This window comes from Nocardia sp. GTS18, from assembly GCF_013839555.1.
Taxonomy (GTDB): Bacteria; Actinomycetota; Actinomycetes; order Mycobacteriales; family Mycobacteriaceae; genus Nocardia; species Nocardia rosealba.
Window position 1 is genome coordinate 80,766 of sequence record NZ_JACBIU010000011.1, and the last position, 12,689, is coordinate 93,454.

General features: G+C 66.5%; 13 protein-coding genes. 9 read left to right on the plus strand and 4 right to left on the minus strand.

Translation table 11 applies throughout. The features are described 5' to 3' along the window. Nucleotides 1-55 precede the first annotated feature (55 nt). Nucleotides 56-2,239, minus strand: coding sequence for a chromosomal replication initiator protein DnaA (gene dnaA / locus HYG95_RS12930; protein WP_181698203.1), 2,184 nt, complete (start codon nucleotides 2,237-2,239; stop codon nucleotides 56-58). A gap of 685 nt (nucleotides 2,240-2,924) precedes the next feature. Here dnaA and rpmH point away from each other — a divergent pair. The 9 genes from rpmH (at nucleotide 2,925) to HYG95_RS12975 (ending at nucleotide 9,683) form a co-directional block, all read left to right on the plus strand. Continuing rightward, a complete protein-coding gene (gene rpmH, locus HYG95_RS12935) occupies nucleotides 2,925-3,068 on the plus strand; it encodes a 50S ribosomal protein L34 (protein WP_071932098.1) in 144 nt (47 codons plus the stop codon). A 22-nt stretch (nucleotides 3,069-3,090) separates the two neighbouring features. Further along, a complete protein-coding gene (rnpA, locus tag HYG95_RS12940; RefSeq protein WP_181698204.1) occupies nucleotides 3,091-3,507 on the plus strand; it encodes a ribonuclease P protein component in 417 nt (138 codons plus the stop codon). Continuing rightward, complete coding sequence (gene yidD, locus HYG95_RS12945) at nucleotides 3,507-3,806, plus strand: membrane protein insertion efficiency factor YidD (RefSeq protein ID WP_181698205.1); 300 nt, start codon at nucleotides 3,507-3,509, stop codon at nucleotides 3,804-3,806. The genes rnpA and yidD overlap by 1 nt, the downstream gene beginning before the upstream one ends. 4 nt (nucleotides 3,807-3,810) lie before the next feature. Then, nucleotides 3,811-4,884, plus strand: coding sequence for a membrane protein insertase YidC (yidC, locus tag HYG95_RS12950; RefSeq protein ID WP_181698206.1), 1,074 nt, complete (start codon nucleotides 3,811-3,813; stop codon nucleotides 4,882-4,884). 26 nt (nucleotides 4,885-4,910) lie between these two features. Beyond that, nucleotides 4,911-5,444, plus strand: a complete 534-nt coding sequence (locus HYG95_RS12955; protein WP_067495109.1) for a protein jag — start codon at nucleotides 4,911-4,913, stop codon at nucleotides 5,442-5,444. A gap of 93 nt (nucleotides 5,445-5,537) precedes the next feature. Further along, on the plus strand, nucleotides 5,538-6,284 hold the full coding sequence (rsmG, locus tag HYG95_RS12960; RefSeq protein WP_181698207.1) for a 16S rRNA (guanine(527)-N(7))-methyltransferase RsmG: 747 nt from the start codon (nucleotides 5,538-5,540) through the stop codon (nucleotides 6,282-6,284). Between the two features lie 505 nt (nucleotides 6,285-6,789). Further along, complete coding sequence (locus HYG95_RS12965) at nucleotides 6,790-7,785, plus strand: ParA family protein (RefSeq protein ID WP_067644030.1); 996 nt, start codon at nucleotides 6,790-6,792, stop codon at nucleotides 7,783-7,785. 37 nt (nucleotides 7,786-7,822) lie between these two features. After that, nucleotides 7,823-8,851, plus strand: a complete 1,029-nt coding sequence (locus HYG95_RS12970) for a ParB/RepB/Spo0J family partition protein (RefSeq protein WP_067644027.1) — start codon at nucleotides 7,823-7,825, stop codon at nucleotides 8,849-8,851. A gap of 106 nt (nucleotides 8,852-8,957) precedes the next feature. Further along, nucleotides 8,958-9,683, plus strand: a complete 726-nt coding sequence (locus HYG95_RS12975) for a GNAT family N-acetyltransferase (protein WP_181698208.1) — start codon at nucleotides 8,958-8,960, stop codon at nucleotides 9,681-9,683. Nucleotides 9,684-9,804: 121 nt separating this feature from the next. Here HYG95_RS12975 and HYG95_RS12980 read toward each other — a convergent pair whose 3' ends face one another. The 3 genes from HYG95_RS12980 to trxB all read right to left on the minus strand — a co-directional run bounded on the left by HYG95_RS12980 (nucleotide 9,805) and on the right by trxB (nucleotide 12,513). Beyond that, a complete protein-coding gene (locus tag HYG95_RS12980) occupies nucleotides 9,805-11,028 on the minus strand; it encodes an N-acetylmuramoyl-L-alanine amidase (protein ID WP_181698209.1) in 1,224 nt (407 codons plus the stop codon). A gap of 134 nt (nucleotides 11,029-11,162) precedes the next feature. After that, on the minus strand, nucleotides 11,163-11,495 hold the full coding sequence (gene trxA / locus HYG95_RS12985; RefSeq protein ID WP_067495091.1) for a thioredoxin: 333 nt from the start codon (nucleotides 11,493-11,495) through the stop codon (nucleotides 11,163-11,165). 31 nt (nucleotides 11,496-11,526) lie between these two features. Further along, on the minus strand, nucleotides 11,527-12,513 hold the full coding sequence (gene trxB / locus HYG95_RS12990; RefSeq protein WP_181698210.1) for a thioredoxin-disulfide reductase: 987 nt from the start codon (nucleotides 12,511-12,513) through the stop codon (nucleotides 11,527-11,529). Between the last annotated feature and the right edge of the window lie 176 nt (nucleotides 12,514-12,689).

Below are 12,689 nucleotides of genomic sequence, written 5' to 3' on the forward strand. Positions count from 1 at the left end.
GGGCAAAAAAGAACACCGCCCCAGCTCAGGGCGGTGTTCGGGGTTGGGGATGAAATCAGCGGGAGCGCTGTTTGATTCGGGCTGTGAGTTCTTGGACCTGGTCGTACACGCGACGCCGTTCGGTCATCTCCTTGCGCACCTTCTTCTCCGCGTACATGACCGTCGTGTGGTCGCGGCCGAAGGCCTGCCCGATCTTGGGCAGCGACAGATCGGTCAGCTCACGGCACAGGTACATCGCGATCTGGCGCGCCTGCGCCAGCGGACGCGCCTTACCCGGCCCGGTGAGCTCCTCCAACGTCGTGTTGAAGTACTCGGCGGTGACCGCCATGATCGTGGCCGCGTTGATCTCGAGGGCGGCGGTGTCGGGCATCAGGTCCCGCAGCACCACCTCGGCCAGCGACAGGTCGAGCGGCTGACCGTTGAGCGAGGCGAAGGCCGTCACCCGGATCAGCGCGCCCTCCAGTTCGCGGATATTGCGCTCCACCCGGCTCGCGATCAGTTCCAGCACGTCGTGCGGCACGTCGAGCCGGTCCATCCTGGCCTTCTTGCGCAGGATGGCGATACGGGTCTCGAGTTCGGGCGGCTGCACATCGGTGATCAGGCCCCACTCGAACCTGGTCCGCAGCCGCTCCTCGAGGGTGGCCAGCTGCTTGGGCGGACGATCCGAGGACACCACGATCTGCTTGTTCGCGTTGTGCAGGGTGTTGAAGGTGTGGAAGAACTCCTCCTGGATGCCTTCCTTACCCTCGATGAACTGGATGTCGTCGACCAGCAGGATGTCGGTCTCGCGGTAGCGGCGCTTGAACGCCACCTTGCGGTCGTCGCGCAGGCTGTTGATGAAGTCGTTGGTGAATTCTTCGGTCGACACGTACTTCACCCGCATGCCGGGGAACAGCCGCTGCGCGTAGTGACCGGCCGCGTGCAACAGGTGCGTCTTGCCCAAACCCGAAGCGCCCCAGACGAACAGCGGGTTGTAGGCCCGGGCAGGCGCCTCCGCGATGGCCACCGCGGCGGCATGGGCGAACCGGTTCGACGCGCCGATCACGAACGTCTCGAAGGTGTACTTCGCGTTCAGGCTGGCCGAGGACGACGACTGCGGCGGCGCCTCGGGCGACTTGCTGAAATAGGTCGGCCAGTTGTTGCGCGCGTCGACCACCGGCTCGTCGTCGACCGGTTGAGCGCCTGGGGTCCCCGGGCGCGGCGGCTCCGGCGCGGTATCGGCCGGTGTCTCCTCGACACGCGCGGCGGCCGGCTCCTCCTGCGGTTGCGGCCGTCGCGGCGCACGCGCGGGCGGATCGGTACCGAACAGGGTTTCCTGCCCGGAATGATCGCGCCGCGACGAACCCTGCTCGCGCCTGCCCTGGGGCGGTTCGGGGGTGCGCTGTTCGGGACGGGCACCACGGAAGTCCGGGCGGCCGGCGAACTCGCCGTTGAAATCGGGAACGGGGTAGACAGCCGTCGGCTCGAAATCGGCGCCGGGGAAATCCTCACCGCTGTACTCGCCTGCCTTGTACTCCTGGGGCTTGGCGTACTCGGGAGCCTGCTGGTACTCCGGTTGCTGCTGGTAGTCGCCCTGCGGCTGGTATTCCGGCTCGGCCGGGTACTCGCGCGGCCCGGCGTATTCGGCGCGCTCGCCGTACTCACCGGCCTGCGCCGGGAACTCGCGGCCGCCGAAGCTGCTGCCGTACTCGCCGTCGCGCTGGTAGTCGGGAGCCTGCTGATACTCGGGAGCCTGCTGCTGGTAGTCGTTGCCGTACTCCCCGGAGTTGCCGTTGTAGTCGTCGGCGCCGTAACGCGGTCGGCCGTAGTCACCGCGCTGGGGATAGTCGGGCACGCTGAAATCGGGGCCGGGGTAGCCGGCGGGCGGACGAACCTGCTCACGCGGACGCTCCGGACGGCTCGTCATCCTGGCGTGCCGGGGCGAACTGCCCGTGCGCTCCCCCGCGGCCGGGCTCGGCGCGGCGATGCGCACACCGAGTCCTTCCACCTGTGGCCCGAGTCTGCGCCCGAGCGAACGCAGGATCGGCTCGCGCAGATCGCGCTCGATCGCTTCCTGTGCCAGCGACGACGGAACGGACAGCAACGCGAAACCCTGGGCGACGGTGAGCGGTTTCACCAGCTTCAACCACGCCTGCTGGGCCCGGCTCACCGCGGGAATGGCGCCGTCGGCCGAGCCAGTGGTGAGTTCGGCGACCACCTCCGGCCACACTGTGGCCAGCACATTCTGCTCGTCGTCCATGCAGCGTCCTCCCCGGACCGGTTTGTTGGGCCAACGGCCGCCGAGCACGCCAGCGCAGCACCTGTGACCAGGTGCGATCGGCGTGATCGAAGCGAACAACCGAAGCCGGTTCGAACGCCGTGCGGTCCCGGGATCGGACTTGGCGAGGGCACCGTCGGCCCTACGAATATGCCACTCCGGCCGTCTTTCCACACAATTATCCACAGATGTGGACAAACCTGGGGATAGAGGAATTCTGCCAGCGTGTGGCAGTGAAAGGAGCTGGACCTGCGGTTCTTCAGCAATCCCCCGGCTACAGAGGCTAGCCGCAAGGCGCCCGCGACGCCAGAGGTGTGGAGGAACTCACGAAAAGTTGCTGTCCGCGTCGGTGACGCCCGGGCGTGTCGCCGCAGGTCGGCTCGCCGACCGTCGGACACGACCAGCGGGTAATCTGGATCCCGGTACTCGTCCCGACCCGATCCGGCCCGGATGTTTGCCGACCGTTTCGCCCCATGTGGGCCGAATTTGACCCTGTATGGGGCGATCAGTACCCTCATACAGTCACCCCTTGGCGCGGTGGCGGCTGTGCGCTGCACGCTGATCGCCAAGGCACTCTGTGCGTAGACCGCGGTCCGCAGCGCAGAATCCGAATCACCGAAAACTTCGGGTACCTCACCGGTGCCCACCAACTCGAGGAGTGTTGACCGTGGCCAAGGGCAAGCGGACGTTCCAGCCGAACAACCGTCGTCGGGCGCGCGTGCACGGCTTCCGCCTCCGGATGCGGACCCGTGCGGGCCGCGCCATCGTTTCGGCGCGTCGCCGTAAGGGCCGCTCCGAACTGACTGCCTGATCGCGCGTAGTCGGACGCTCGGGTGTTGCCTGAGCCGTATCGGTTGCACCACCGTGCTGATTTCTCCCGCACGGTGCGCCGCGGTCAGCGAATCGGGAGGCGAGATCTCGTCGTACACGCGTTCACGCATACGTACGACGATGTCGCCGACGGCGATTCCCTGGTCCGCGTAGGCGGTCCTCGGTTCGGGCTGATTGTCAGCAAGGCGGTGGGTAACGCGGTGGTTCGCCACCGGGTGGCCCGCCGCCTGCGTCATATGTGCGCCCAGGTGATCGATGACCTGCCCGCCGATACCGATGTCGTGATCCGGGCCCTGCCCGGTGCGGCTACCGCCGACTCCGCCGAGTTGCTGCGCCAGCTGCGCGCCGGACTCCGCAAGCTCGGCTTGCACCGGGTTCCGGCGGCCGCGCTCGGTCGCACCTCGGCCGGTGAACGGTGATGCGCACGCTCGCTCGGTTACCCGCGAACGCGCTGATCTTCCTGATCGAGCTCTACCGCACTTATGTCTCCCCCACCCGGATGCCGATCTGCCGCTTCACCCCCACGTGCAGCGAGTACGCGGTGAGCGCCCTGCGGACCCGCGGGCTGGTCGTCGGATCGGTACTGACGGTCGTTCGCCTGGCCAAATGCGCGCCCTGGCACCCTGGGGGGTGGGATCCCGTGCCGGAGCGCGGGTCGAATGCTTTCACCAAGTCATCGCCCGCGCTGATCGGCGATACGAACGACGGGAGTACCTAGAGCCGTGCTCGACATCATCTACTGGCCGGTATCCGCCATCCTATGGTTCTGGCACAAAGCCTTCGGCTTCGTGTTCGGCCCCGACAGCGGGCTCACCTGGAGCCTCGCCGTGGTGTTCCTGGTCTTCACCCTCCGGCTGGTGCTGTACAAGCCGTTCGTGAAGCAGGTCCGCACCACGCGGCAGATGCAGGAGCTGCAGCCCCAGATCAAGGAGCTGCAGAAGAAGTACAAGAACGACCGCGAGACCATGGCGCGGGAGATGCAGAAGCTGCAGAAGGAACACGGCTTCAACCCGCTCATGGGGTGTCTGCCGGTGCTGGTGCAGGTGCCGGTGTTCCTCGGTCTGTTCCATGTGCTCCGCTCGTTCAACCGGACCGGTCACGGCTGGGGTCAGCTCGGTTTGACCGCCGAGGAAAATGCCAACATCGGCAACTACATCTTCAGCGCCACCGACGTCCAGTCGTTCCTGAGCGCCCGTATCTTCGGCGCCCCGATCGCGGCATTCATCACCGCGCCGGTGAGTGAGCTGCAGGCATTCGCGGACTGGGGCGGCACGCCGACCCGGATGAGCATCGCGCTCGTCGCCGTCCCGCTGATGGTGATCGCCGGCGTGGCGACCCACTTCAACGCTCGCGCTTCCGTCGCCCGCCAGACCCCCGAGGCCGCGGCCAACCCGCAGGCCGCCATCATGAACAAGCTGTCGCTGTGGGTCTTCCCGCTCGGCGTGATGGTCGGTGGCCCCTTCCTGATGATCGGCATCCTGCTCTACTGGGTGGCCAACAACATCTGGACCTACGGACAGCAGCACCTGGTGTTCGGCCGGATGGAGAAGGAAGAAGAGGCCAAGAAGCAGAAGAAGCTCGAGCTGCGGGCTCAGAACGCGCCCAAGCCCGGTGCCAAGCCGGTCGACGTCCGCAAGAAGCAGGACGCGCCCGCCGACGAGTCGCCCTCGGCGAACGGTACCGCGGCGAGCAACGGCACCCCGAAGCAGTCGGCCAAGCAGGGCGGCAAGCGTAAGCCCGGCGGGCAGCAGCGGCCGGGAAACCGTGGCCGCGCGAACCAGAAGCGTAAGCGCTGAGACGCGACCGGATAGAGGGAAATCCAATGACTGTTGAGACCCAGACCGACGGAGGGGACGCCACCGTGTCGACGACTGTGGACGTCGTGAACGACGCCGAGGAGGCGTTGATCGAAGAGGGCGAGATCGCGGGCGACTACCTCGAGCAGCTGCTGGACGTGCTCGACTTCGACGGCGACATCGACCTCGACGTAGAGGGCGACCGTGCGGTCGTGAGCATCGACGGCGGCCGCGACCTGACCAAGCTCGTCGGCCGCAATGGTGAAGTTCTCGACGCGCTTCAGGAACTCACCCGCCTGGCCGTGCAGCAGGCGACCGGCGTCCGCAGCCGCCTGATGCTAGACGTGGCCGGCTGGCGCGCCCAGCGCCGTGCCGATCTGAGCGAGCTGGGTGTGGCAGCGGCCAAGCGTGTGCTCGAGTCGGGCAAGCCCGAAGCGCTGTCGGCGATGACTCCGTTCGAACGCAAGATCGTGCACGACGCCGTCGCCGAGATCGATGGCGTGGCGAGCGAGAGCGAAGGTGTCGAGCCGAATCGTCATGTGGTGGTTGTGCCGGAGTAGGCTCACACCGCCGCGACCACGCAGGAAGTAGTAAGGCCTCCGGTCCCGGACCGGGGGCCTTATTCATGCCCCGATCACCACCACTGGAGAAGGATGTTTCACGTGGAACGAGAACTGGGTGCGCTGTCCGCCGAACTGGAACCGCCCGCTGCCGCAGCCCGGCTGTTCGGTGACCGCCTGGACCTCGCCCGCCGCTACTGCGCGGCGCTCGCCACCGCAGGCGTGGAGCGCGGGCTCATCGGTCCGCGCGAAGTCCCCCGGCTCTGGGAGCGGCACATCCTCAACTGTGCGGTGGTCGGTGAACTGGTCGACGAAGGCGCGTCCGTGGTCGATGTCGGCAGCGGTGCCGGACTGCCGGGCATCCCGTTGGCCATCGCGCGGCCGGACCTTCGCATCACGCTCGTGGAGCCGCTGCTGCGTCGCACGGTGTTCCTGAGCGAGTTCATCGAGGACGCCGGGCTCGATGTCACCGTCGTGCGCGGGCGTGCCGAACAGTCGGGCGTCATCAAGGAAGCCGGTGGTGCGGATGTCGTCACCTCCCGCGCGGTCGCCCCGCTCGCCAAACTCGCGCACTGGTCGCTTCCCCTCCTCCGCGACCACGGGCGCATGCTCGCGCTCAAAGGAACCAGCGCCGCTGAGGAACTCGAACGCGACGGTGCCGAGCTGATCCGGGACGGCGCGACCGATCTTCGCGTCGTCGGCTGCGGCGCCGGGATCGTCGAAATCCCGACCCTCGTCATCAGCGCCGAACTCCTCCCCCGTGCCGAACGCCCGAACCGCCGCGGCGGACGTAAAGCCGCTGGCGCGGAAAAGAAGACGAGAAAGCGCAACAACTCCTGAATTGCCACTCCCTCGCTTTCGAATGCCACTCAACGAGTTTCGTACCGTGACGAAATGGCCCGAGGGTGGTTGGGTGCACCTGATTCAGGTCGAATTTCGCCATAGCGACTGGGATGGCAAGAGGTGGGCGCAGGAGTAGCGGACTGCGGCCATGCCTCGACCGTCGTGATGGATGATCGTCAGCGGAACCGGCTCCAGCGCGGAATCTGGTGGGGCGACGGCGAATGACTCGTGCGGTGTTTCACGTGGAACGCGATCGCGCGTTGTTTCCCGTGAAACAAGCGTCGGTGAAGTGAATTCTGTGCCGCGTTGTGCGTGTCCCGTGCGGCGTGCCGCGATTCAGCTTTCCTAACGGTCCCGGTGCTGGCAAGCTATTGAGGGTCGGCGCGAGTGAGTCCATCTCCTCGAATTTCGAGTTCTCCACCGACGCAGTTTGTTTGTGATGACACGGCGCCGACGTTCGTCGGGGATACGTGATCTGTAGTTCTCGGGTTAGGAGCAATCTATGTCGAGCGGTCCGGCGAATGTTTCACGGGAAACAACGTCGCGGGTCCCGGGGATGCTGGACTCCAGCAGCTTCGACGCGGAGACGTTCGGGAATACTCCTTTCGGGCACATCTCCCCCGCCGAGACCCCGATCGCGGCGGAAGCGCAACGCGCCAGCCAGATTCTGCATCCAGGAAAGGTCACTGTGCCGAAACCCCGCGAGCAACGGATCATCACCATCGCCAACCAGAAGGGTGGCGTAGGCAAAACGACAACGACGGTGAATCTTGCCGCCGCACTGGCGCATCAGGGGATGACCGTCCTCGTCGTCGATCTAGACCCGCAGGGCAATGCGAGTACGGCGCTGGGCGTCGCCCACCACTCCGGTGTGCCATCCAGTTACGAGCTGCTGATCGGTGAGGTGTCGGTGACCGACGCCATTCAGCAGAGCCCGCACAGCGAACGTCTGTTGTGTGTTCCCGCCACGATCGACCTCGCCGGTGCGGAGATCGAACTGGTCTCGATGGTCGCGCGCGAAGGTCGGTTGAAGACCGCGATTCGCGACGCCGCCGTCGCCGGATACGACATCGACTATGTGTTGATCGACTGCCCGCCCTCGCTGGGTCTGCTCACCGTCAACGCGCTCGTCGCGGCCAAAGAGGTGCTGATCCCGATCCAGTGCGAGTACTACGCGCTGGAGGGCGTCGGCCAGTTGCTGCGCAATATCGGGCTGGTGCAGTCGCACCTCAACCCGGAGCTGCACGTGTCGACGGTTCTGCTCACCATGTACGACGGCCGCACCAAGCTGGCCGACCAGGTCGCGGAGGAAGTGCGCAATCACTTCGGCGACGTGGTGCTCAAGTCGATGATCCCGCGCAGCGTGAAGGTCTCGGAGGCGCCGGGCTACGGGATGACCGTGCTCGATTATGATCCAGGCTCCCGTGGCGCGATGAGCTACATGGACGCCGGGCGTGAGCTCGCCGGGCGCGCCCAGGTTGTCCAGGGCGCGTCGTAGTGCTGGTGTGTTGGAACGAGGAAGGGATCGGTAGCCGATGAGTCAGGCGAAAAAGGGCGGTCTCGGTCGCGGGTTGGCGGCGTTGATCCCGACGGGGCCCGCCGTGGCGCCCGGGCTCAGCAGTTCCGCGGCGAGCGTGATCGGCATCAACCCGATCGGCCCGCAACCGGCCGAGGCGTTCCTGCATCGCGTTCCCGATGCCGAGCCCGCGGAGCCGGAGGAGGATCTGGTCTCCCCCGGCGACGCGGTGTACCGCGAAATCCCTGCGGATCAGATCGAACCGAACCCGAAGCAGCCGCGCTCGGTGTTCGAGGAAGAGGCGCTCGCCGAGCTGGTGCACTCGATCCGTGAATTCGGGTTGATGCAGCCGATCGTGGTGCGTCGACTCGAGCCGGGTGTCGACAAGTTCCAGTTGGTCATGGGCGAGCGCCGGTGGCGCGCATGCCAAGAAGCGGGCCTGGCTACGATCCCAGCCATCATCCGCGATACCGCGGACAGCTCGATGCTGCGCGACGCGCTGCTGGAGAACATCCATCGCGTGCAGCTGAACCCCCTCGAAGAGGCGGCGGCGTATCAGCAGCTGCTCGAAGAGTTCGATGTCACCCACGAGGAACTGGCCTCGCGTATCGGCCGCTCGCGTCCGGTGGTGACGAACATGATCCGGCTGTTGAAGCTCCCGATTCCGGTGCAGCGCCGTGTGGCCGCCGGTGTGCTGTCGGCCGGCCATGCCCGCGCGCTGCTCGGTTTGGACGCGGGCGCCGAGGCGCAGGAGGCGCTGGCGGAACGGATTGTCGCCGAAGGTTTGTCGGTGCGCTCCACCGAGGAAGCGGTGACGCTGGCCAACCGCAATCCGTCGGAGGTCGCTCCCCCGGCGCCGAAGCGCAAGCCGATCCACATGCCGGGTCTACAGGAAGTCGCCGAACGCCTATCGGGTTCCTACGACACCCGCGTGACGGTGAGCCTCGGCAAGCGCAAGGGCAAGATCGTTGTCGAGTTCGGTTCCGTCGAAGATCTCGAGCGCATTGTGGCGCTGATGGAGCAAGCCAGCCCTGAAACGTCACTGTGACAGGGACTTCCCAGCCTTTATACATCTCGGAAAGAGGCGGCATTACTGTGGATAGTGATGTGGCGTGAGCGTGGATGAATCGGACAGCTGGAGGCTGAACAGAGCAGTGTCGACCAGCGTCACAGCATTGACCCTCGACGGACTCGATCGGCTTCCGGCGCATACCCGGCGGTGTGTTTTCTGGGAGCTCGATCCGGCCGTCGCAGCCGACTCCCAGTCCTTCAGCGACCCGGTCTTCGAGAAGGAGGCATGGCTCTCGACGGTCATGCTCGAATGGGGATCATGCGGGCAGGTGGCCCAGGTCGACAACAACATCGCCGGCTGCGCGCTGTATTCGCCGCCGAGTTCGGTGCCGCGCTCGACCCTGTTCCCCACCTCCCCCGTGAGCCCGGACGCCATCCTGCTGACGACGCTGCAGGCCGAATTCCCCTATGACGAATCCGATGTAGCCCACCGGCTGGTGCAGGCCGTGGTGGCCGATCTGGTGCGTCGCGGTGTGCGGGCGCTCGAGGCATTCGGCATCCGCAATGGACCGCCGTCGAGCTCGGTCGCCGATCGGGGGCTCGGCTCGTCGATGCGGCTCATGGAACGGATCGCCGCTCCCCTGCGCGATCGGGCCTCGACCACCCAGTGCACCCCGGAAACCTGCATGATCGACGCGGACTTCCTCGAGGACGTCGGCTTCGAAGTGGTGGCCCAGCATCACCGCTTCCCACGCCTGCGTCTCGAACTCGACTCCGATCACGGCTGGAAGGAAGACGTCGAGCGCGCCCTCGACCAGCTTCTGGCCGCCGCCGAGATGGCCCCACCTGCCAGAATCGGCGTGCGCTAGCCGACACAAGAAAGCGGCCCCGCCTGCGCGGGGCCGCTTTTGTGGTTTCGGGAGAACATGGGTAACTCGCCGGGGACGGGCTGCCGTGACCCGCTACCTGGTCTGGCCGCCGACGTAAGCCTCACCGCACCTGGGTCTGGCCTGAAACTCCGGGTAGGCGGACGAGACCGGAATTCTCCGGCAGCCGATCCTGGGCCGCCAGTTCCTCGGCGAGCAGTTCGGCGAAGGTGTAGGTGCCGGTGGGCTGGTCGTCCTGGCCGAGCAGGTACAGCCGCTTCACCGAGATGAGGATCGCCTCGGCGATCACGTCCCGCATGCGCGGGTTGGTGAGGATGGAGGCGTCGTATTCGTTGGTGAGGTAGCCCAGGTCCACCTGGACCGTCGGCATCTTGGTGAGGCGCAGCAGATCCCAGGTGCGCTGATGGGTGCGGCAGTCCTGCAGGGACGTGCGGGCAACCACTTCGCGCTGGATGAACCCGGCGAGTACCTGCCCGATCATCGACACCGAACCGTGGGAATTACCGAAGTAGAACCCGGCGACGCCCTGCGCCGACGGATTGTCGCTCATCGCGCAGCGCAACGAGATCATCAGATCGGCGTCGAAAGCGTTGGAGGTATCGGCGCGTTCGGCATCGGTCGGGTTGGCGCCCCACGGACGTGACAGGAACGTCTCCATGCCGGTGGCGGCCATCCGGCCCTCGAGCCGCGAGGCCAGATCCCACAGGATCTCCGACTCGTACACGTCACCGAACTCCGTCGGCACGGCGAATCCCTTGTCGGGGCCACCGAATCCGGGGTCGATGACGATGCGCTTCCCGGTGAGCTGCGGTCCCGCCCGGTGCACCACCTCTTCCTCGGCGATGCGATGCGGGTTGCCGCCGGTGACGCGCGCGCCGAGCAGATCGAGCGAGCGCAGTGTGTCGGGACCACAGATGCCGTCGGCCGAGAGACCGATCTCGCGCTGGAAGGCGCTGAGTCCCTCGTGGGTGTGTGGACCGAAGTAGCCGTCGACCCGGTGCACGTAGAAGCCGAGGTCCTGCAGCTTGCGCTGCAGGGTGGCCACGTCGTCGCCGTACAGCGGGGCGGACAGCTGGTAGATCAGTGTGCGGGCACCCAGGCGATAGGAGGCTTCCTTCAGCGCGCGATACGTGGCCGGGCCGACGATCCCGTCGACGAGCAGACCACGCTGCTGCTGGAACGCGCGAACCGCCGAGTCGAGCGAGCGGTCGAAGACCACATCGGTGTCCTGCCAATCGTGCTGGCGATGCAGGAAACCGAGGCTTGCGAGGGTGCTCCGAACCTCTGCGACGGCCGGTCCTGAATCGCCGTGACGAAGTCGGTGCATGCGTAAGAGCCCTTTCCTTCGGCCGGAGCGTCCGTCGATTGTCTCAGACCCGGGCGGTATTACGGGAATCCCGGGTCCAGGCATCCTACGGCGCGTCGGCCGGTGGGAGGTGTCTTTGTCGGATCGATCGCGGCTCAGATGAGCCCTTCGAGCTCGCGCAGCAGCGCCGCCTTGCCCTTGGCGCCGACGATCTGCTTCACCGGCTTGCCGCCCTGGAACAGGATCATGGTCGGCAACGACAGGATCTGGTAGTCGCGGGCTGCGCCGGGGTTGGCCTCGGTGTCGAGCTTGGCGATGGTGAGCTTGTCGGCATGGGTGCCCGCGATCTCCTCCAGCACGGGGGCGACCATCTTGCACGGGCCGCACCAGTCGGCCCAGAAGTCGACGAGCACGGGCTTCTCGCTGAGCAGCACGTCGTCGGCGAAGGACTGGTCGGTCACGGTGATGGTGTTGGCACTGTCGGCCATGGGTGTTCTCCTAGCTGGGTGGAACGCGAAATCAGTTGGCGGACACCGCGGCCGGGCCATCGGCGTTGTCGAGTGTGTTGGCGGTGATGTCGCCCTGCTCGGCGAGCCAGCGCTCGGCGTCGATGGCGGCGCGGCAGCCGGTGCCCGCGGCGGTGATCGCCTGGCGGTAGGTGTGGTCGACGAGGTCGCCCGCGGCGAACACGCCCGCCACATCGGTGGCGGTGCCCGGATCGGTCACCTGCACATAGCCTTCACCGTCGAGCGCGACCTGGCCCTTGACCAGTTCGCTGCGCGGATCGTGGCCGATGGCGACGAACAGGCCGGTGGCGGCCAGTTCGGATTCCTCGCCGGTCCTGGTGTCGCGCAGGGTGAGGCTGGTGACGCTGTTGTCGCCGTTGACCTTCACGACCTCGGCGTTGAGCCGGAAGTTGATCTTCTCGTTGGCCTTGGCGCGCTCGAGCATGATGCGTGAGGCACGGAACTCCTCGCGGCGGTGCACGATGGTGACGCTGGCGGCGAACTTGGTGAGGAAGGTCGCTTCCTCCATCGCCGAGTCGCCGCCGCCGACCACCACGATGTCCTGGCCCTTGAAGAAGAAGCCGTCGCAGGTGGCGCACGCGCTCACGCCGCGGCCGAGCAGTTCCTGCTCACCGGGGACGTGCAGGTAGCGGGCAGCCGAACCCATGGCGAGGATGACGGCGTAGGCCTCGAAGGTCTCGTCACCGACAGTGACCTTCTTCACGGGGCCGGACAGGTCGATCGCGTCGACGTCCTCGGTGCGCAGGTCGGCGCCGAAACGCTTGGCCTGCTCGCGCATCTGCTCCATCAGGTCGGGGCCCATGATGCCCTCGCGGAAACCGGGGAAGTTCTCCACCTCGGTGGTGGTCATCAGGGCACCACCGAACTGGGTGCCCTCGAAGACCAGGGGCGCCAACTCGGCGCGGGCGGCATAGACGGCCGCCGTGTAGCCGGCGGGTCCTGAGCCGACGATGATCAGGTCGCGAACTGGCGTGCTCATGGGGCCCTTCCGAAAAGCAATGCTGGGACGTGTCAGTCAACAACAGCCTAAACGGTGTTGTTCCCTGTGCTTATTTGGCGGCTGGCGCCGCGGTTCTCGGCGCTGAGCCCCGCCTCTTCCCTCCCTGCGGGTACTCCTTCGTCGCACCCTTCGGTCAGTCCAGAGGCGGGGACGCG

What these genes read in the sequence shown, in the direction of transcription:
- trxB (WP_181698210.1), bottom strand. Translation starts at nt 12,513, where the DNA reads ATGAGCACGCCAGTTCGCGACCTGATCATCGTCGGCTCAGGACCCGCC.
- HYG95_RS12980 (WP_181698209.1), bottom strand. Translation starts at nt 11,028, where the DNA reads ATGCACCGACTTCGTCACGGCGATTCAGGACCGGCCGTCGCAGAGGTT.
- HYG95_RS12955 (WP_067495109.1), top strand. Translation starts at nt 4,911, where the DNA reads ATGACTGTTGAGACCCAGACCGACGGAGGGGACGCCACCGTGTCGACG.
- HYG95_RS12970 (WP_067644027.1), top strand. Translation starts at nt 7,823, where the DNA reads ATGAGTCAGGCGAAAAAGGGCGGTCTCGGTCGCGGGTTGGCGGCGTTG.
- yidD (WP_181698205.1), top strand. Translation starts at nt 3,507, where the DNA reads ATGCGCACGCTCGCTCGGTTACCCGCGAACGCGCTGATCTTCCTGATC.
- dnaA (WP_181698203.1), bottom strand. Translation starts at nt 2,239, where the DNA reads ATGGACGACGAGCAGAATGTGCTGGCCACAGTGTGGCCGGAGGTGGTC.
- HYG95_RS12965 (WP_067644030.1), top strand. Translation starts at nt 6,790, where the DNA reads ATGTCGAGCGGTCCGGCGAATGTTTCACGGGAAACAACGTCGCGGGTC.
- trxA (WP_067495091.1), bottom strand. Translation starts at nt 11,495, where the DNA reads ATGGCCGACAGTGCCAACACCATCACCGTGACCGACCAGTCCTTCGCC.
- rsmG (WP_181698207.1), top strand. Translation starts at nt 5,538, where the DNA reads ATGTTTCACGTGGAACGAGAACTGGGTGCGCTGTCCGCCGAACTGGAA.